The sequence below is a fragment of the Ruegeria sp. YTSA219 genome (assembly GCF_059609985.1).
In genome coordinates this window covers 1-20,067 of the sequence record NZ_JBXWMT010000009.1, presented here as the reverse complement: position 1 = coordinate 20,067, position 20,067 = coordinate 1, and the positions used below count along the sequence as shown (strand labels likewise).

The 20,067-nt window shown below is 54.7% G+C and carries 16 protein-coding genes and 1 pseudogene; 5 read left to right on the top strand and 12 right to left on the bottom strand.

The window, feature by feature from the left end:
• Nucleotides 1-196: 196 nt before the first annotated feature.
• Nucleotides 197-988, top strand: coding sequence for an inositol monophosphatase family protein (locus tag AC2FFB_RS13395; protein ID WP_271949871.1), 792 nt, complete (start codon nucleotides 197-199; stop codon nucleotides 986-988).
• A gap of 575 nt (nucleotides 989-1,563) precedes the next feature.
• Here AC2FFB_RS13395 and AC2FFB_RS13390 read toward each other — a convergent pair.
• The 7 genes and pseudogenes from AC2FFB_RS13390 to AC2FFB_RS13360 form a co-directional block, all read right to left on the bottom strand.
• Nucleotides 1,564-2,637 (bottom strand): ABC transporter ATP-binding protein, encoded by a 1,074-nt coding sequence (locus AC2FFB_RS13390; protein ID WP_496692017.1) that lies wholly within the window; start codon nucleotides 2,635-2,637, stop codon nucleotides 1,564-1,566.
• Nucleotides 2,634-4,850, bottom strand: a complete 2,217-nt coding sequence (locus AC2FFB_RS13385; protein WP_496690063.1) for an ABC transporter permease — start codon at nucleotides 4,848-4,850, stop codon at nucleotides 2,634-2,636. Before AC2FFB_RS13385 ends, AC2FFB_RS13390 begins: the two co-directional genes overlap by 4 nt.
• Nucleotides 4,851-5,876: an ABC transporter substrate-binding protein gene (locus tag AC2FFB_RS13380; protein WP_496678075.1), complete on the bottom strand. Its 1,026-nt coding sequence runs from the start codon at nucleotides 5,874-5,876 to the stop codon at nucleotides 4,851-4,853.
• 479 nt (nucleotides 5,877-6,355) lie between these two features.
• Complete coding sequence (locus AC2FFB_RS13375; RefSeq protein ID WP_496875029.1) at nucleotides 6,356-8,383, bottom strand: oxidoreductase; 2,028 nt, start codon at nucleotides 8,381-8,383, stop codon at nucleotides 6,356-6,358.
• A gap of 388 nt (nucleotides 8,384-8,771) precedes the next feature.
• Entirely contained in the window at nucleotides 8,772-9,686 is a 915-nt protein-coding gene (locus AC2FFB_RS13370; protein WP_496875028.1) for a TRAP transporter large permease, read from the bottom strand.
• Nucleotides 9,687-9,777: 91 nt separating this feature from the next.
• Nucleotides 9,778-10,008, bottom strand: a pseudogene (locus AC2FFB_RS13365) (TRAP transporter large permease subunit); the annotation flags it as partial.
• A 47-nt stretch (nucleotides 10,009-10,055) separates the two neighbouring features.
• Nucleotides 10,056-10,334, bottom strand: coding sequence for a TRAP transporter small permease subunit (locus tag AC2FFB_RS13360; protein WP_281995473.1), 279 nt, complete (start codon nucleotides 10,332-10,334; stop codon nucleotides 10,056-10,058).
• 413 nt (nucleotides 10,335-10,747) lie between these two features.
• On the opposite strand from AC2FFB_RS13360, the gene AC2FFB_RS13355 reads away from it, so the two are divergent.
• The 3 genes from AC2FFB_RS13355 to AC2FFB_RS13345 all read left to right on the top strand — a co-directional run bounded on the left by AC2FFB_RS13355 (nucleotide 10,748) and on the right by AC2FFB_RS13345 (nucleotide 12,790).
• Entirely contained in the window at nucleotides 10,748-11,437 is a 690-nt protein-coding gene (locus tag AC2FFB_RS13355; RefSeq protein ID WP_271949858.1) for a hypothetical protein, read from the top strand.
• Between the two features lie 9 nt (nucleotides 11,438-11,446).
• On the top strand, nucleotides 11,447-11,977 hold the full coding sequence (locus tag AC2FFB_RS13350; RefSeq protein ID WP_496875067.1) for a HupE/UreJ family protein: 531 nt from the start codon (nucleotides 11,447-11,449) through the stop codon (nucleotides 11,975-11,977).
• A 327-nt stretch (nucleotides 11,978-12,304) separates the two neighbouring features.
• A complete protein-coding gene (locus AC2FFB_RS13345; RefSeq protein ID WP_496694055.1) occupies nucleotides 12,305-12,790 on the top strand; it encodes a GNAT family N-acetyltransferase in 486 nt (161 codons plus the stop codon).
• A 597-nt stretch (nucleotides 12,791-13,387) separates the two neighbouring features.
• Here AC2FFB_RS13345 and AC2FFB_RS13340 read toward each other — a convergent pair.
• The 5 genes from AC2FFB_RS13340 to AC2FFB_RS13320 all read right to left on the bottom strand — a co-directional run bounded on the left by AC2FFB_RS13340 (nucleotide 13,388) and on the right by AC2FFB_RS13320 (nucleotide 19,705).
• The gene (locus tag AC2FFB_RS13340) at nucleotides 13,388-14,788 is read right to left on the bottom strand and encodes a TRAP transporter large permease (RefSeq protein ID WP_142637621.1); all 1,401 of its coding nucleotides are present in this window, start codon (nucleotides 14,786-14,788) and stop codon (nucleotides 13,388-13,390) included.
• Nucleotides 14,789-14,799: 11 nt separating this feature from the next.
• Nucleotides 14,800-15,432: a TRAP transporter small permease subunit gene (locus tag AC2FFB_RS13335; protein WP_496694056.1), complete on the bottom strand. Its 633-nt coding sequence runs from the start codon at nucleotides 15,430-15,432 to the stop codon at nucleotides 14,800-14,802.
• A 68-nt stretch (nucleotides 15,433-15,500) separates the two neighbouring features.
• Nucleotides 15,501-16,511 (bottom strand): TRAP transporter substrate-binding protein DctP, encoded by a 1,011-nt coding sequence (gene dctP / locus AC2FFB_RS13330; RefSeq protein WP_496875027.1) that lies wholly within the window; start codon nucleotides 16,509-16,511, stop codon nucleotides 15,501-15,503.
• Between the two features lie 126 nt (nucleotides 16,512-16,637).
• Nucleotides 16,638-17,978 (bottom strand): sigma-54-dependent transcriptional regulator, encoded by a 1,341-nt coding sequence (locus AC2FFB_RS13325; RefSeq protein ID WP_142637615.1) that lies wholly within the window; start codon nucleotides 17,976-17,978, stop codon nucleotides 16,638-16,640.
• Nucleotides 17,975-19,705, bottom strand: coding sequence for a sensor histidine kinase (locus AC2FFB_RS13320; protein WP_496875026.1), 1,731 nt, complete (start codon nucleotides 19,703-19,705; stop codon nucleotides 17,975-17,977). The genes AC2FFB_RS13325 and AC2FFB_RS13320 overlap by 4 nt, the downstream gene beginning before the upstream one ends.
• A gap of 130 nt (nucleotides 19,706-19,835) precedes the next feature.
• Here AC2FFB_RS13320 and AC2FFB_RS13315 point away from each other — a divergent pair.
• Nucleotides 19,836-20,067: transposase (locus AC2FFB_RS13315; RefSeq protein WP_496729103.1), on the top strand; the 232-nt coding region annotated here is incomplete at its 3' end.

Below are 20,067 nucleotides of genomic sequence, written 5' to 3'. Positions count from 1 at the left end.
CAAAATCCGGCAATGGTCACGAGCAATATGCGACTTCACTGCACGGAAGTGAATGAGTGCTTTAATTGGCATATTCTTTCGACAGAAACTCGGGCGACTCGAAGAAAGTGGATTTCTGTCTGGCAAACACTGTTTTGTGTTCTGACACCCCATCCACTAGGGATGGTTTTGCATTTAGCAGGAAGTGAGCCGACCTATGCATAACATCATTGCACGAAGAAACTTCGCCGTTGCGGTAGCAGAAGAGGCAGGCGCGCTTGCACTAGAGTATTTTGCTTCCAGAGATACCTTGGTCATTGATCAAAAAGGCGCGCAAGACTGGGTCAGCGAGGCGGATCGCAACGTCGAGACCTTCATTCGCCAAAAGATTGTGAACTCTTTTCCCGATGATGGGATTTATGGCGAAGAACACGCGGAAAAAGCTGGCTCCAGCGGTTTTGACTGGGTGATCGATCCGATTGATGGGACAACGAACTTCGTCAATGGCATTCCGGCCTGGACGATTGTCTTAGCGGGCGTTTCGGACAGTCAGACGCAGGTCGGTGTGATTTTCGAGCCAAACGTTGGTGAAACTTACGTGGCGGTCCGAGGCGAAGGTGCCACTTTGAATGGACACGCCATGCAGGTTGCCTCAAGCGTGGAACTTGCAAGTGGAACCGTCTCAATTGGCTATTCGAACCGGGTCGAAGCATCAAAGGTCATTCCGGTGATTGCGGCCCTTATCGAACGCGGCGCTCTCTATCATCGCAATGCAAGCGGTGCGCTTTCGCTGGCCTATGTCGCGGCGGGACGTCTATTGGGGTACATTGAAGAGCACATGAACGCCTGGGATTGCCTCGCCGGTCAGTTGATGATCGCCGAAGCAGGTGGCGAGATCGAGGATCAAGACGCCGACGGGATGATCCGGGACGGTGGTCGCGTGATCGCTGGCACACCGGCCGTGTTCGGGACCTTGAAAATGATCTGCGACGACGCTTGGAACGAATGACGTCGTTCAGGTAATCGGGCTCGACCCGAATTCAGGTTGAAGAGTTTTAATATCCGCGCGCCAGAAGTGGCCCTGCCCAGGTTGCACAAACAGCCGATCGATTTTCTTCTCTGCAAGATGGCATCAAAGCAGTGTTCCGACCGCGCCGTGGTTTAAAATGGCCAAGTCTCTTCTGTCGTGGTTTTTGACGATTGACAGGACTGTTCGAACGATACGCAGTTGCGCAGCATGGGCTGTTTCCCAACTGCAGAAGCTGGACTTGGGTGCCTTGAAGAAGGTGTAAGCAGCGGACCTTGAATATCGAGGGAGGAAGGAACCCGGTAGTGCTTCGGTCGTTCTCTCCCAACCCAGGTTCGGAATTCGTGACCAGCCCCAAAGGCTTTGCAAGGATAGCGTCTGTTTCGGACGCTTTTCGCTCGGTTCTGGACCAGATATCTGTCGCGCTAGACATGGTCTTACTTTGTGAAAATGTGTCGGCTCGGGCGCGGCCAATTTCACTCAAACCCTATTCGGTGACTGATTTCTCTGGCTCAAGGACGACCTCCGGGTGAGAGACGACTAAAAGTTTACCTACGTCACCCTTCCGGCAACAGAACAGGGCCACGTTCGGCAAAAGACATTTTGACTTCCGAGCCGATTTCCAGTGGCTCGTCCACGTCGTCCTGCACAGCAAATACCTGCCCGAAGGCACCGGCCAGAGTGTACTCCATCCGCACGCCAACATAGGTCGCCTTGGCAACTTTGGCCGGGATGCCGATATCAGATCCAATCAATATCCGTGACGGGCGCACGGCCAGCGTTGCGGGACCAGGCGTTAGGCCACGAGAGGGGAGCGTGTGTTGATAGCCCTCGATTTCGATCGTGGCTAAATCGCCATTAACGGAAAGAATAGTGCAACTGATCAGGTTAGCCTCACCAATGAAATCGGCCACGAACCGGTCAACCGGCGCATCATATAGTTTACGCGGCGTGCCGATCTGTGCGATGGCAGCGTTGCGCATGACGACAATCTCATCTGAAACGGCAAGGGCTTCTTCCTGATCGTGAGTCACATAGACGACGGTCAAACCGAGATCTTGCTGAATGGCGCGGATATCTTCGCGCACCTGGCGGCGCAGTTTAGCATCGAGGTTTGAGAGAGGTTCGTCAAAGAGCAAAACCTGTGGCTCCAAAACCAATGCACGAGCGACAGCAACACGCTGTTGCTGCCCGCCGGAAAGTTCGCTTGGCAAACGGTTGTCGAAGCCCTTCAGGCCAACCAAGTCTAACCCATGCAGCGCGCGCGATCGGGACTCGCGCTTGTCGAAGCCGGAAAAGGTCAACCCATACATGACGTTTTCCAGCACGCTCATATGAGGAAAAAGCGCGTAGGATTGGAAGACCATCGACACGTCACGGTCGGTAGCGGGTAATTTGGTCACGTCTCGGTCGCCGATCAGAATTCGGCCCGAGGTCGCCATTTCCAGACCTGCGATCATGCGCAACGTCGTCGTTTTGCCGCAACCAGAAGGGCCCAAAAGCGTCACCAACTTGCCGGCCTGGACGTGTAGATCGATGCTGTCGACAGCCACCACATCCCTGCCGAACACTTTCGAAACCCCCTCGAAACGAACAGGCGCGGCTTTACTTGCTATAGTCGTTTCGGTCATGTCGTTTTCTCTGTCCCGAGTTGTGTACGTCGCCCGATCTGAACACGGCCCACGAGGATTTGTAACATCCCGACTGCAGCCAACATCACGAAGATCAGCGTTGTGGAATATGCGATTGCAAGACCGTAATCGTTGTTTTCGACCCGACCGATAATGTAGCTGGTAGCCATGTCATACTCTGCTGAAACAAGGAATATCACCGCCGAAATCGCCGTCATGGCCCGGACAAAACTGTAAACCAGCGCAGCTAGGATAGCGGGCCGTAAAAGAGGAAGAATTACCCGCCTGAAAGTCTGCCAGGAATTTGCACCGAGCGTCAGCGAAGACTCGTCAAGCGACTTGTCTAATTGTGACATAGACGCAATACCCGCGCGAACCCCAACCGGCATATTGCGGAAGATAAAGCTGACGACAAGGATAACGCCTGTGCCAGTGATCTCGATCGGGGGCACGTTGAATGCCAGGATATAGCTTACGCCAATAACCGTGCCGGGAATGGCGAAAGAGAGCATCGTACCAAACTCAAACGCATTCTTTCCCGCAAAACTTTGCCGTGTCAGCAGATAGGCAGTGACCAACCCTACGGCGGCCGTCAACGGTGCGGCAATGGCAGCAATGGTGATTGTGGTCCAGAAGCTATCCCAGGCGGCTCCGGTCCAGCGAATACCTTCTTCTTCGAAGCGAACCGAAAAGGCTGTGACGTAGTGCTTGAACGTCAGCGAGTTATCAACGCCCCACAGTTCGACGATACTTCCATAGATGATCATCCCGTAAACCACGGCAGTGAAAACCGCCCAGGCAATTGCAATGCCCAGAACCGGTATGGCAAGGCCGCGCGGCATCAAGGGGTGCACACCCGCGTCGCCCTTGCCGGAAACTGTGGTATAACTCTTTTTCCCCAGCCACGCGCGCTGCGCATAGAAGGCGGAAAGTGTGAAGAACAGCAGCACCATGGCCAGAACAGCAGCCCGGCCCTGATCGTATTGCGCACCGACGATGGCAAAAAATATCTCAGTCGAAAGCACATCGAAGTTTCCGCCCAAGACAAGTGGGTTGCCAAAATCGGCCATGGATTCGATGAACCCAAGCAGGAAGGCATTGGCCAGGCCGGGACGCATCAGAGGCAGGGACACGGTTTTGAATGTTTGCCAACGATTGGCTCGAAGGGTTTGGGCGGCCTCTTCCATCGAAGGTGACACCCCTTCGACCACCCCGATCAAAACCAGAAAGGCGATCGGCGTAAATGCCAGAGTCTGAGCGATCAGCACCCCGGGCATACCATAAAGCCAGCGCGTAGGCTGCACACCAAAGATCTCAGCAACAAATTTGGTGACCGAACCGGAAAGCCCAAACAGCAGGATCAGTGCAAGACCAATCACGAAGGGCGGTGTGATAATCGGCAAAACTGTCAGCGCGCGCATCCCGCGTTTAAAACGAAAACCTGACCGTGTGACGACAAGTGCAAAACATAGTCCAAGTGCCGTCGTGATGAAGCCCACAAGAACTGCAAGAAACAGAGAGTTCCACGCGGCGCCGCATTTGGCACCGGCAAAACAGCCCAAGCCCCAAAGTCGGTCATCAAAGAACTTCGAGGCAAAAACCGAAACTGAATAGACACCATCTTCGGTAACGAAGGCGGCAAACAACATCTTCGCAATTGGAAAGAAAACGAAAATTGTAACAATGGTGATTACGCCACCAATAGCGCTAACGACGAAAACGTCGCCGTTGATAGCGCCGCGCGCTGCAATACCCTGAGTTAAAAGGAACAGAAACGCTGTGGCGCAGATCATCGCGCCGTATCCCATGCCGAACTGGCGGATCTTCGGTTCTCCGAACAGCACCTTCATCCATTCGAAATTGAACCCGCGAAGGCCAATTGAGAACCCTTGCGCAATCAGCCAGCCAAAACCCAAGGCACCAGCCAAAATCAGGATACGTGCATATTGTGGATCGGACTTTGGCTTGCCGAGTATCAACAAAGGCAAGGTAAGCGGGACCAAAAGCGGCGTAAGCCACAGCTTTTCGCCCTGTCCGATCAGGAAAGCAGCGGGCGCATAATCTTCATCGAACGGATATCCATCGACCAGCCATACGAATGACCAAATGCCATCCTCCACCATGAACCATGGCAGCAGACAGAAACCAACCCACCCGGCAACAATCCAGAAGATCAGAACCGGGTGGTTCGTTTTTGGTGTGGTGTCAGTCACTTACTGTGGCAGTACTGAGACCTCTTCGTCCCATTTCTGCAAGAGACGCTTGCGTTCGTCAGACGAGCCGTACTTTTTGAAGTCATAGTCAATAAGCTTGATCTGGCTCATGTCAGGTGCGCTTTCAGAGGTTTCCGCATTTTTGTTGGACGGAACCTGGAAGGCGTTAACCTCAAGCGCAAGGTTCTGGGCCTCGGGGCTGAGCGCCCAGTCATAGAACTTTTTGGCTTCTTCTTCATTTCGAGCGCCGTCAATGATCGACATCGAACCGATCTCATAGCCTGTGCCTTCGCATGGGGCCACGACCTTGACCGGAAAACCTGATACGGCCTGCTTGACCGCATCATGCATGAAGACGATACCGATGGTGTTCTCACCCCGACCGGCGGCCTTGATTGGGGCTGAACCCGACTTGGTGTACTGGTTGATGTTCGAATGTAGGCCCTTCATGAACTCAAAGCCGTCGTCTTCGCCAAATATCTGAACCATCGAGGCAAGCGTCGTATAAGCGGTGCCCGAGGAATTCGGGTTCGCCATTTGCACGTGCCCTTTATACTCGGGCTTCAGCAAGTCTTTCCAACATGCGGGCTCAGGCAGGCTGTTCGCGGCCAAGAGGTCGGAGTTGTATCCGTAGCCGAGTGCGCCTGAATAAATTCCGATGGTTTTGTTACCTGCACTTTCAGCCTGCGAGATTGCCCAGTCGTGAAGCTGGTCACGCATCGGCGACACGTATTCCATCGTCAGGCCTTCTTCGGCAGCTTGCAAATGGGGATCACCGGTACCGCCCCACCATACATCGCCTTTAGGGTTAGAACTTTCCGCGCGAATTTGTGCAAACGTCTCGCCCGAGGACTTGCGGGTCATATTGACGTCTATACCGGTGGCATCCTCGAAACTGCGCGCCATGAGTTGACACCAATCTTCCTGTGCCGAGCAGTAAAACGTCAGCTTCTCAGCTTGGGCCGCAGTTAGCGAAGCCGCAAATGCTATCAGCGATCCCGCCAGCGTCGTCGTCAGATTTTTCAATTTCTTTCCTCCCCTATGTGTCGTGCCGAAATTTTCAGCGCGATACTCGTCAATTCGTCGTTAGTGGCGGTCGCTCTAAGTCGCTAGTTGATCTAATTGCGTTGGCCAGATCAACATCCGACCAGCCTCCCAATGACAGAAGCAATCTCAACACTGTACTGTTGGTTCTGCAAGAAAATTCAACGAGCATTGGTTTTCTGCACCGGTGGGTTTTGAACCGCCAAGCCTGTTTACAGCACCAAGTTTGAGTATCGGGAGCGTATTTTGATGCCGCATTGTTTAGGCAGCCCATTGCTGAGGCGGCCGCTTCCTCCAGCGTAGAGCAAGCATCGTATTTCGAACTTAAGATCTGCTTTTCGTCTGCAAACTAGGTCTCTGTGCGAGTGCTGCGAACTTCTGCTTTCCTGAAGGTTTTTCGATGCGGGCCGAGGTACAGCTTTGCCTTCGCCGCAACTGATGAAAAATGCTCGAAGCGCAGCTCAGGCTGAACAGCAAATACGCATAGCGTCGAGAATAGCGGCGTGCATATTGCGGCCTGCGATCGCGTCACCAATTCGGGCCAGATAGAACTGGCCATCCGGCTCGTCTTCCCTGAACGGGAATGAACCATTGATCAGCGCCTTGTGATCGACCTGCCCAAGGTTTCGCGAACCTGGCTTTAGATCGTGATAGAGCGCGTCCGTCGGGACTAGACCATGTTCGACAACCACGTGGTCGACAAGACGCTTGGTGATATCACCGGTCAAGACATTGCGCAGGCTGGCGCACACCCGGTTTCCCTCTTGGCTTAGAGCACGGAGTTCGTGGAGGCAGGTAAAGGTCACCCCGTTGGCTGCCAGATCGCGCAAAGCAACGGCAGAGGTCGTTGGGCCAAGGTCATGCAGAATCGCCCGGTCGGGGGTCACAAGTTCGACGCTGTGGCCAGCGCCTGCCAACATGTCGGCCGTGACTGCCGCGGGATGGTCTCCAATCTCGTCGAACAATAGAACTTCGCCCGAGACACGCGCTTCTCCGGACAGAACCTCCCAACTGGAGAGCGCCAGATCGCCGCCTGGAATGGATACTGGCTCGGGCCATCCTCCGGTAGCAACTATGACTAAATCCGGGGCTTCTCTAAACACGTCACTGGCCTCGACAAAGGTATTCATGCGGAGATCAACACCAAGGGTGTTAACCTCGGAAATCAACCAATCGGCGACACCCCATATCTGCCTGCGTGTCCCGCCCTTGGCTGCCAAAACAAGCTGCCCCCCCAGCCGATCTGACGCCTCGAACAAAACCACATCGTGACCGCGCAAGGCACTGACCCGCGCTGCCTCCAGACCGCCAGGTCCACCGCCGACGACAACCACCTTCCTTCGGGTGCGGCTGGCAGGAATGACATGGGGTAAAGTTTGCTCCCGCCCGGTGGCGGCATTGTGTCCGCACACGGCGGGCTTGCCCTGATTGACCCGGTCCACGCAATACCCGAGGCCGACACAGGTACGGATACGATTCTCTTCCCCACGCGCCAGTTTTGCCACCAAATAAGGATCAGCCATTTGGGCGCGCGTCATGCCGACCAGATCGACATGGCCGCCTGTAACCGCGTGGCGAGCCGTTGCAATGTCTGCGATGCCGCCTGCATGTAGGATCGGCAGGTTGACGGCTTCGCGGATGCGTCCGGCCACAGTAATATGCGGAGCGGCTGGCAGCCCCATAGGACGCACCCATTCAGCAAGGCCAAGATCATCGTAGGGTGCCCCGACCAGGATGTTGAGCAGGTCGACATGGCCACTATCTTCCAGCATCCGGGCGGCGGCAATGCAGTCCTCGGCGCTCAGCCCGCCCTCAATCAACTCATCGCCGGTGATGCGCATGGACAGTATGAACTTCGGACCGACCTCGGCGCGCACCGCATCCAATACCTGCAGGGTCAGGCGCATGCGGTTCTTCAACGTGCCACCAAAGGCATCGTCGCGTTGGTTGGTGAGCGGAGACAGAAACTGGCCCAGCAAATGCGAGTGGGACAGAAGCTCGATCCCATCGAACCCGCCCTGCTGACAACGTCGCGCCGCAGCGGCATAATCGCCGATCACTCGTTCAATGTCCTCTTGTTCCATTGCTTTGGGAAAGGCGCGGTGCGCGCGTTCGCGAACGCCGGACGGGGCAATAACCGGCAACCAATGCCCATCATCCCAAGCAGTACGGCGTCCCATATGAGTGATTTGACACATGATAGCGGCCCCATGCAGATGCACGCCATCCGTGAGCTTCCGAAACCAGGGAACGATACTGTCGTCGCCGGCATAAAGCTGGCCGAATACCGAGGGGCTGTCGGCAGCGATATTCGTCGATCCTCCGATCATTGTCAGGGCGACGCCACCCTTGGCCTTTTCTTCGTGATACAGCCTGTAACGGTCTCGCGGATGACCATCTTCGACGTAATTGGGCGCGTGAGAGGTGCTGACGATACGGTTGCGCAGCGTCAGGTGCTTGAGCTGAAACGGATCAAGTAGTTTCGCCATGGTCAACTCCCTTCGGTAACGACACCGGTTAAAAACAGCTCCGGGTCGGGCCCGTTTGACAGCTTCTGTGACTGACAACGTTCGCTGTCAAAGTTATGCTACTTGGGAAATACGGGGAGAGAGTTCACTTTTTCCGACACTGATCCACAAAATGACGACCAGACCAAGAAATGTGGAACGCCACTGACCTTTGACTCAATTGACAGCCAAAACCTCAATGAGTCGGAGGATCACGTCATTCAATTCTAACCTAAACGTCGGGCATTTCTGACCCAGAAAGTATACGGTTAGTGTCTCAAATGAGCCCTAGCCATGGGGTCCAATCCTACTGAGACATGGCGTTAAGGATGAAAAGGGTAATACTCAAGGAGTTTCATGAACGCGTTGCTTAGCCGCCGAACCCCGCCGCCTCGGGAAGCCACGTGGACAAAGGTGGGAATGCAAAGACGAGGATCAGGCCCAGCAGCATTAGCGCTGCATATGGCAAGGCGCCGCGAATGACCTCGTACAAAGGGGCTTTAGCAATGCCCTTGATGACGAAGAGATTCATCCCCACGGGAGGTGTGATCAGCGCAAGTTCGAGGTTGATCATTAGCAGGATGCCGTACCTAATTGGATCGACCCCCAATGCCAGCATGACAGGAAAAACGATTGGCGTCGTGATCAGGATGATCGAGATGGTCTCCAAAAACATGCCCAGCACCAGAATGAGCAGCATAACAGCTACGACAAACATGGCGGGGCTGAGGCCCATTGCCGTCACTTGTTCGACGATCTTTATGGGCAGGCGAATAATGGTTACGGCGTGACCAAACAGCGCCGCAGCAGCCAGGATCATGAACAGCATCGCCGTTGTGCGCACTGTTTCAAACGCAGTCACCCAAGGGTCGTTCAGACCGAAATTGCGGTAAACAACTACACTGATGAACAGCGCGTAAAGGCAGCCAATAGAAGCTGCTTCAGTAGCCGTAAATACTCCGAGGTAGATTCCGCCCAAAACCACCGGTGGCATCAATAAGGCCCAGATCGACTGCCTCATACGTGACCAAATAACGCCCATACCTGCAAATGGTTGAGAGACAGCCGTGCCCCCAAACCCAGCGCTGACCATCGCCCAAACCGCGAATATGACGGCCATCATGATACTCGGCACCAACCCGGCTAGGAAAAGAGCTCCGATCGAGGCCTCGGTTACAATGGCATAGAGAATAAGAGGCCCAGAGGGAGGAATCAGAATCCCGAGCGTACCGCCCGCTGCAATCACACCGTAGGAATTGCTGGGGCTGTAGTTGAAGCGCTTCATCTGCGAGATAGCCGTCGAGCCAATAGCTAAGTGCTGTGGCTACAGACGAACCGGAAATGGCTGCGAATATGGTGCAGGAGAGGATCGTGGCGACCCCAAGTCCACCACGCAAATGGCCGACCATTGCATTTGCTGCTTCGTAAAGGTCCTTAACCACGCCGGCACGGATCATCACGTGAGCCAAGAAAGCAAACATCGGTATAGCCGTAAGAAGTCCGTTGTTCAGTTTGGCAAACACCGTATCAGCCGCGCTGTTCACGTTGCCCTCCGTCAGCATCATTTTGATTAGCGATGTAAGCCCGAGCCCGGCAAAGATTGGCATACCCGTGAGCAAGAGGACAATCAGACCGGCCAAAATAAGAAACGTCCTCATGGTCGGCGCACCGTCAGAAGCGTAAAGATGCGAGCCAGAGCCGCAAGGATTAGTATCATCATGCCGATGAGTAGGAAGCCTTGCGGAATCCACATTTGAACGCTCAGATACCCGTCTGAATAGATCCCGAAATCGTATGAGAACTGCACCATAATCACCGCGCTGTAGAGAACAGCCGCAGCGACCAGGATCACACCAATCATCCCCCAAACCTCAACCAGCCATTGAGTGCGAGGTCCGGCGCGTTCAGTCAGCAGGTCGACCCCACAGTGCACTGGGCTACCGCCCGCCAGCTCCCGAAACCATCATCTCAATGGATCACAGGCCAATGATGCACTAACAATCAACTTGGACCAGTCAGATGAGGCTGCTCAGAACGTGGCCTCGCGACCGAACGCTAGGAGGCAGTCTTGCTACAGTTACCGATGTTAGCGACCTGAAATTAGAACGCATTGATCCGACCCTCAAACCGGGTGGATTTAGCACTCTGGTCAGATTGACCGTGAAAGTCGAAGGCGGCCATTGGGGGCACGCCCACATACGCGCCGTTACGTTCAGGGCGCTGGTTGAAGTTATACCAGAAGCCGGGCAATGGGAGTTGGATGGACTAACTGTAATCGAGGCTCGCGATCCAATTGCATAAGTGTTTAAGACCAAAGGTTTTTGCTTTCGGTATTTTTTTGTCAGCTTGATTTTGTCACTGACGCTGTCAGCCTCGGCGCATTTTTTGCTGAATCTCAATGTCCGCGTAACGCATGTCGAGCATTCCGTGGATAATCTGCGCGTCTTTATGCGTACACCCATGCCCTATCTGGTTGCGGACAAGGTCGGCGAACAGGACGATGACGCTCTGCCAGATGCTGCACCATTCACGACCAATGCCATGAGTAACAGTCAGTTGGTCCATTTTGTCGACTTGCAAGCTGTAATGAGCGATCCCAACGGGCTGGGGCAAATCGCCGAAGGTGGGTTGCACCTGTTGATCGACGACCACCGCTTAAGAGGAACAGTTGAGGCCGTTCGCTTGCATCGCGTTGGAATTGAGCCCGGATTTGCAACTTTAGCCGAGGCTCAACAGGCAGTAGACACCGAAACGGCCTTAACGCCACCGCTTTTTGTTGGTGACACGATTGTCGATCTCGTCCTGCATTATGACACTGACGGCCCGGTCCAATCGTACAGCATTGCCAACGTGCTGGACCCCGGTTTGCCGGATCAGGACCAAACGGCGAACCTCATTCTCGATTACGCGTCTGACACACCGCAGATTTTCCAGTCTCGGGGTCTGATGACCGACCCTGTGGAGGTTCAGCAAGAAGGGTACGGAGGATTCCTGAGTTTTGTCTGGGAAGGCACACGACATATCCTCGAAGGTTAGGATCATGTTCTGTTTGTTGTGTGTTTGGTCATTGGGGCGCAAACACTCAGGGCGCTATTACTGCGTGCAACCGGTTTTACCGTGGGGCATAGCGTAACGCTGTCGCTGGGGTTTTTCGGGTTTGTGCCGTCGGGCGCGTGGTTTGTTCCTGCCGTCGAAACTGGAATCGCGCTTTCTATCATATTTGCAGCCGTCGCAGCGTTTGTGGGTTTTAAGGACAATGCGCGCTCTGAAGTCACGATGGTGCTTCTGACAACGCTGATTGGCCTCTTGCACGGGCTTGGGTTTAGCTTTGTGTTGCACAAGATCTTGCAGGTCACATCTCCAAACATCTGGCAAAGCCTACTTGCCTTCAATCTTGGCGTCGAGCTTGGCCAGGTCGCCATTATTCTTGCGCTCTGGCCTGCCTTGATAATGTGTCGGCGCGTGAACTCCAGCTTGTGGATGTCCTTACGAGTGGGCTTAGCCGGTGGATGTGCGGCTATCGCCTGCTTTTGGACCTTTCAACGAATTGCCGAGGTTTATTCCACGCTGGCTTAAGGTCATTGCGATAGCGCGTACCGTGATGATCGCCTGAGAGAATAGCGGACATTCGACTGTTCTGCAGCATAAGACAGATTGGGCTCAGCGCGGCCCGATGCTCGCGCGGCAATGCCATTGTGATCGGCTGATCGAAACCGGCCACAGGAGGATCGGGTCAAGTCTTTGATCTTGTGTCTTATTGTTCAATGCGCGGACGTTGGGAAATCAGGAGCCATAGTTCGCGCTTCAGGCGGCGAAACCAGGGAGTGAGCCCTCAGTAACCAATGCTGCGATGAGTACGAACGGCGGCGTTGCAACTCTATCCATCCCGAATAGTGTAGGCACATGAGAGAATTTCGAAACGCCAAACCTGCCGACGCAACTCGCTGCTTTGAAATAGAGATTGATGCCTACGAAGGCGACGAAGCAGCAACGCTCGAAAAGATTTCTAAAAGGATTGAGGTCTATCCCAATGGCTTCCTAGTTCTTTTGATGGAAGGCGAGATAGTTGGCTTTGTAAATTGCGGATGTGCTCATGAAGTCGAAATGTCTGATGAAGAGTTCAAAGAGCTTGTTGGCCATGACCCCGACGCCCCAAATGTCGTAATAATGTCTGTTGTTGTTGATCCCGCGCATCAGGGCAAGGGTCTATCACGGGCATTGATGGTCGAATTCGTGGGGCGCATGAAAAGGATGGGTAAATCCACAATCCATCTCATGTGCAAAGAGCATCACGTCCCACTCTACGAGAATTTTGGATACAGCTATTTACAGCCATCGACTTCTGACCATGGAGGAATGACTTGGCATGAGATGGCTATGAAACTTTGAACTGGCCGATTATCTCAGCCGTGCAGAGCGGACATTCAAATTTTCAATGGGAAAGTCCAATTTGTCCGCTCCTCGATTGCCGGACCCAGCTGCAGCGAAAAGGCGGTTTGGAATTGGCTGAATTTTGCGCCGATGAATGACCGCAAACGAAGAATCCTCTGCGATGCAACAAATGGCGTGTCGCGCCTGCGAGGGGTTTCTGCGTCAGCAAAAGCGGCGTGAGCAAAAGTCGGCTCCGCCCCGCAGACCGTGAGTTACCGTTCTACAGGATTTCGCACGCTCGACGAAGGGCAGCTAGACACACACTATTCAGCACTTCGCCGTGGTGACGGCGGAGTGCTCTTTCCACTATCTCTCAAGATTCTGCTTTGGGCTCACAACAGGCTCCGGTGCCGTTGCAGAAAGATCCCCTGCCCCACCCAATAACTGATCATGTGGACGGCCCAAATCAGTCGACACGCCTTTACACGACTGAACAGATAATGACGCCAGCTATCTATGCGTTTGGTCGCCGTTGCTTATGCATGAATGGCACGCATCTTGCATCTTTGTCTAAGCCGTACCGGCAAACCGCGCTCAAAAATCATCCCATGTAATTCAAACCTGTCCAGGAAGCCACAGAACGATAGCAGGGAACGCAACGAGCATTGCGATCGTCGCTGCATCCGCCAGAAAGAAAGGCGTTACACCTTTAAAAACATCCTGAACGCTTAGGTCATCACGCACGCCAGCCACTACAAAGCAATTCAGCCCGATAGGTGGGGTGATCAGGCAAAACTCGGCCATTTTGACTACCAGAATGCCAAACCAGATGGCACACATCGGGCCGGACATTCCAAAGGTACTATCGGCCGCACTTACCGCTTCACCACCGTTCAACGCCATGACGGCTGGGTAAACTACGGGCAACGTCAGCAGCAGCATACCTATCGCATCCATGAACATGCCCAGTACAGCATAAGCCAGCAGGATACAGATCAGAATGAGCATTGGTGACATCTCAAGCGAGGTGATCCAGTCGGAGAACGCGCTGGGTAGTTCGGCAAAACCCAGAAAACGAACATAGACCAGCACGCCCCAGATGATGGTAAAGATCATGACGCTTAGCTTGGCCGTCTCCAGCAACGCGTCTTTAAGTTCGGACCAACGCATGCCCTGATATAGCGCCATCAGAAAGACAACGAAGGCACCGATTGCGCCACCCTCGGTTGGCGTGCCCCAAGCATCGCCTCCGAATGGGTTGTAGACAAAGAAGATGATGGTAACGACGACAAACAAGATAGGCAGTGCGGGCGGAAGAGACATGAAACGCTCTTTCCATGTAAAGCCTGAGACTGCGGGACCAAAGTCTTTGATCACAACAGCCATGCCAATGATCAGCAAGCCATAGATCAAAGCTGAGAACATGCCCGGAATGAAACCGGCTAACAGCAGTTTGCCCACGTCCTGTTCCACGATAATCGCGTATATGACCAAAATGGCCGAAGGAGGGATGAGCGACGCCAATGTGCCGCCTGCAGCGACGACACCTGCAGCAAAGCGCTTGTCGTAGCCGATCTTCAGCATCTCGGGGATGGCGATGCGGGCGAAAACGGCGGATGTGGCAACCGAGGCTCCGGAAACCGCAGCGAACCCGGCGGTGGCAAAGACGGTCGACACCGCCAGCCCGCCAGGAACCCATGCCAGCCATCGCTTGGCGGCCTCGAACAGTGCTTTGGTCAGGCCCGCGTAGTAGGCGAGGTAGCCAATCAGGATGAAGGTCGGGATAAGGCTCAGCGCCTGGCTCGAAATCTTGGAATGCGGCACCTGCCCCGCTGTTTTGACGGCTACAGTCACAGCCTTGCCGAACCGCGCTGGGTCGTACCCAAACTTGGCCCAGAAGATCCAGATCAGGCCAACCATTCCGGCCGTTGCGGCAGCAAATGCCACGCGCATACCCAGCACCACAAGAACAAGCATTCCGCCCGAGACGATCAGACCAATTTCAATGGGTTCCATCAGAATTTACCTCAGTTGTCGTGGCCCGAGACATGCTCGGCTTCCATTGCAGCCTGGGTGGCGGCATCGGGAATCAACGGGACGGCGATAGGCGGCTGGTCAGGATGGCGAATCGCACGACCGTAGGCACAGAGCTGCAGAAAGAGCCTTATGCAAAGCACACTGAAGGCGACGGGGGCCAACAGCTTGGCGGGCCACAGCGGGATGCTGATGTCAATGGAACTGTCGCGGCTCCACAGTGGGGCACCATAGTCGAAACTGCGCGCGAAGTGCGCCCAGCTTCCCCAGATCAGCAAGACGATCAGCGCCAGAATGACGGCGGTTGTTACGAATTCGACGATATAGAGCGTCCGGCCTTTAAGTGCACCAACGAACATGTCCATTCGGATGTGGCCGCCATCGCGCTGCGCATAAGATATCCCCATGAAGGCAATCAACGGCATGGCCTGTTCAATCCAGTCGACATACCCGGGAAGCGGCGCATTGGCGATATTCCGACCACCGACGGAGACAACGGCCATTACCATCAGAGAGAAAACCGCAAGACCGCTGAGCAAGGCCAGAAAGCTCTCCAGTTTGTAGAGATGTTGATCGAGAATGCTGAGACGGCTGTCGTCGGACAGCACCAGGGATGACCCGGCCATCGTTGTGCTCCGCTATCAGAGGAAAAGGCACCCGACGCCTGCTTGGCCGACGTCGGGTGGTGAGTGGATTAGCTACCGTTGGCGATCTTGCCGGTCACGAGGTCATAGAGCTCTTGCGCCGGAAGACCGCGTTCGGTGTTTTCCGCAATCCAGGCTTCTGCTGCGGGTGCGGCGGCGGCCTCTTTGAATGCCGCGATTTCTTCATCGCTGAACGTGACCCGTTCGATGCCGCGTTGATCCAGCTCGGGGCCCCAAGCTTCCATCGTTTTGGTCTGGTATTGGGAAACGTAGTGATCCAGCGCTTCGTCTATCGACCCCAGCAGAGCTTTACGATGTTCATCGGACAGATCTTCCAGTGCCAGAGTATTCACGACGACCGGGCAGTTGACGGTTCCGGGGTTCAGGTTCGTCGTCCACCATGTAGCGTTCTCAATAGTGCCAAAGGACATATGGGCGTGTGGTGCAAAGCTGACGGCTTTGACGATGCCGCTATCCATTGCCTGACGTACTTCGGATGCGGACATCGAAGTCGGAACTGCGCCGACCGTCTCCATCGCTTTACCGATACCGCCGGTGGCGCGCACACTCAGACCTTCAAAATCGGCCAGAGATTTCGGCGCGTCACCTACCCCGACAAGGTTGTACTGCGGTAGCGGCGACGGCATCAGCAGAGTCGCGTCCCAGCGTGCCAAATCCTCGACGACTGCCGGGTGTTGATAAACAGCCATCGACAAGTCGACTTCCTGTTCAAGGGATGTCACGCCCAGAAACGGCAGTTCCAAGACAGTGATCGAGGGGTTCTTGTCGCGGTGATAGCCAGCGCAGAACTGGGCCATTTCAAACGCGCCAATCGAAATCCCATCGAGGTTTTCTTTGTTCTTCGACAGGCCACCATAACTGATGTTCAGGGTAAACTCACCGTTGGTCTTTTCGTTCACCAGTTCAGCCAGCTTTTCGACATGCTCTGTGAAAGCACGACGCTTGCCCCACAGGGATACGTTCCATTCGACAGCCAGTGCTTCGGATGCAACGGTCAGCGACAAGGCGGCAATGGCCGCCCGGTTAAGGTGTTTGCGCATAGTGGCTCCTCCCAGATCATGCAATTCGTTTGGGCGGAGTATTCAGAATGCGCGGCGTCCTGACTATGAAGGAAAATGCGCGCCTTTTCCCAGGCGCCCTGCGGATTTCCGCAGAGCTGTTTTCGCCTACAACAGAGCCTCTTTATCGAGACCAAGTTTGACGATCTTTTCGTTGAGCGTCCGGCGGCCAATCCCAAGCGCTTCGGCGGCGGCATCCATGCGGCCTTTATGCGCCTTGATGGCTTTGCCTATGAGCTCGCGTTCAAATGCGGCAACGGCATCGCGCAGGGTATCCGGCACTTCGTCGAAGTGCTGATCGCTTTGGATAGCCTGCGCCACCGAACCGCCTCCGCGTCGGGCCGCCAGAATGCGCCGTTCGCAGACATGGCGCAATTCACGCACATTGCCGGGCCAGTCATGTGCAAGCAGAGCCGCCAAATCGTCCTGATCAAGTTCTGGCACGTCTATCTCATAAACCTGCGCGTATTCGTTTAAGAAATGCGTTGCCAACAGAACCAGATCATCCCGTCTTTGTCTAAGCGGGGGTAAGGACAGGACGACAGTATTCAATCGAAACAAAAGGTCCTGACGCAGGCGGCCTTCCTCGGCCGCCAGTACAACGTCTTCGTTGGTTGCTGACACGACCCTGAAGCTTACCGGCACCGGCGACACCGCCCCCACCGGCAGCACTTGTTGATCTTCGATAACCCTTAACAGCTTGGCCTGCGCCGCTGGTGGGCACGAGCAGATTTCATCCAGAAACAAGGTCCCACCCGATGCCGCCCCAAGCCTTCCGTCGGATTCACCCGCGACGCCGAACATTTCCGCTTCAAATGTATCGGCCGACAATGCGGCGCAATTCAGCGCCAGAAACGGTGCCTCCGGCGAGCGGCCCAAATCATGTAAAGCATGAGCAACCAGCTCTTTCCCGGTGCCCGTATCTCCCTGCAACAAAACCGCAACCGACGTATCAGCAAGATCAAGTACTTCTTGTCGCAAGTCTGTAATGGCGTCCGTTTGGCCCAGCAGGATGCGGTCAAGGCCTGACAGTTTGAACAGACGGTCTTTGAGGCGGGCATTACTTCTTCGCATTCGGTATTGTTCGGCCGCGTGCCTCAGCACCGTAAGCAATCGCCGTGGTTCATATGGCTTTTCGATGAACCCATATGCCCCGTCCTGTATGGCCTGAACCGCCATCGGGATATCACCATGTGCCGAAATCAATACCACCGGAGGCGCCACATGCCTGTCCAGGCTGGCCAGCAATTCAAGTCCCGACATGCCGGGCATACGCACATCGGATAAAATGACATCGGGCGAGGCGTTGGCCAGATGCTCCGTCACCTGGGTCGCGCGTGGCAAGGCGTTGACAGACCAGTCGGCGGCTTCAAGCAACTCGACAAGAGATTGTCGCATCGATTTGTCATCATCAACGACCAGAACTTTGAAGGGTTGCTGCAGGTTCATTCGTCCGTTTCTTCAGTATTTGAGGCTATCGGGAAGGTGACACGGAAAATTGTTCCGCCGCCATTTCGATTTCGGGCCGTCATTGTGCCATCGTGATCTTTGACAATGCTGGTGGAAATGGCCAGTCCCAAGCCCATGCCTCTCCCGCTCTCTCTTGTGGTTACAAATGGCTCTTGCAACTCTGCCAGCGTTGCCTCGCCCAACCCGTGACCGTTGTCCTGAATTTCCAACACGACCTCATCATCAGAAGCCATGACAGCGATATGGATTTCAGGCGCATCCGCTTCATCCGTAGCATCTATGGCATTGCGCAAAAGATTTGTGATGACCTGTTCGATCCGCAGGGCACTGCCCCGGATAAACGCCGGACCAGTCGACGCATCAATTGAGATTTTCACCTTGCCCTGTTCGATGTTTGGAGCAACCAGAGCCAACGCGGCATTAACCGAAGTGCGTAAGTCTACGTCGTCGAACGCCTCACTCTCCGACCGTGCAAAAAACCGTAATTGGCGTGTGATCCCTTCCATCCTGTCAACCAGGCTGCCGATTTTTTGTGGCAGCTTGGTTTCCCCGGAAGATGAAATCTCTGCAGCCACCAGATGATTGCGCATCGCCGCGATGGGCTGGCCCAGCTCATGCGTGACCGACGCGGATAGTTGCCCAAGAGCGGCCAGTCGGCTTGCGCGCTCCAACTCGCCCTGGGTGCGTCTGAGGCTCCGCTCGGCTGTCTTGCGGTCGTCGATTTCGATGGCAAGCCTTTCATTTGCTTCGCGCAGCATTGCTTCTTCCTCTTCGGACCGCGCCAAAGCAGCGCTGACGCGTCTCGCACGTTGTATCTGGAAGTAGATAAATGTGAGCCCCGCCAAGAGGACAAAAACTGCAGTTACAAGCCAACTGCGTGCTACGGCTTGATCGTCACTTGCAAAATAGTGAAGCGACCAGCCATGAGGCAAATCCGTTGCTGCAAGATGCAAGCGCTTCGTCCCCGCAATTCTGGCCTGATCTCCCGGCAACTCAACCCAATCCAACGCATCTAAGGCTTGCCCCGGAAACTGCCGGGCGTTTCGAATTCGCTCTCGCTGTGGTTCTGACAATGGCGTCAACGCGCGATATTGCCAATCCGAGTTCGAAGAAAGCAGAATGACACCGTCTTCATTGGCCAAAAGAACCTGTTCGCCCGAGTTTTTCCAACTATCCTGAAGATTAGAGAAATCGATCTTAATCGCTATGACACCAGTTGAATCTCCCTGGTCGTCAAGCACTGCGTTGGCGATGAAGTATCCTGGCAGACCAGTCGTCGCCCCGATGGCATAGAAGCGGCCCTGTTTACCAGAAATGGCACTTTGGAAATATGGGCGGAAAGCGTAGTTCTGGCCAACAAAGCTCCCTGTGTCGCGGTAGTTCGATGCGGAAATCGTGATCCCGTCTTCGTCCATCAGGTAGATAGCATCCAGCTCCGCCCGCTCCGCAAAATCCTCAAAGCGTCGGTTTAAAGCTCCGGTGCCGTCTCCTTCGGCTGTTCCAATTACAAAGGAATCCTGTGACAGTACATAGGTGAGGTGGGAAAATCGTTCGAGTTCGCTGTTTACCGAGCTTTGGTAGAGAGAGAGCCGGCCCTGAGCTTTCGAAAGCTCCTCCGAAACGAAGTACTGGTAAGAAACCAAATAAAGGCCAATGCTGGCGGCAATGGCTACCAAAATACCTACAATATACGAAGCTGATCGCATTGAATGCCCATGAACTGCGACAGCATAGGATCACAGTAGGTATTAGTCGTCCATCCCAAGAGTTCTAGGGTCAGGACCCATTGATTTCCGTTTTGCGGCGTGATTCACGGTTCAAAAACGAGCGGTGAACATGTCTGATCTCTTCTGGCTTACGGATGCGCAAATGGCGCGTCTGGAGCCCTTCTTCCCGAAGCCCCACGGCAAGCCGCGCGTCGATGACAGGCGTGTGTTGAGCGGGATTATCTTCATCAATCGCAATGGTTTGCGGTGGCGGGATGCCCCTGCCGCCTATGGACCGCACAAGACGCTGTACAATCGATGGAAACGGTGGAGCGACAAGGGCATCTTCGCGCGAATGATGG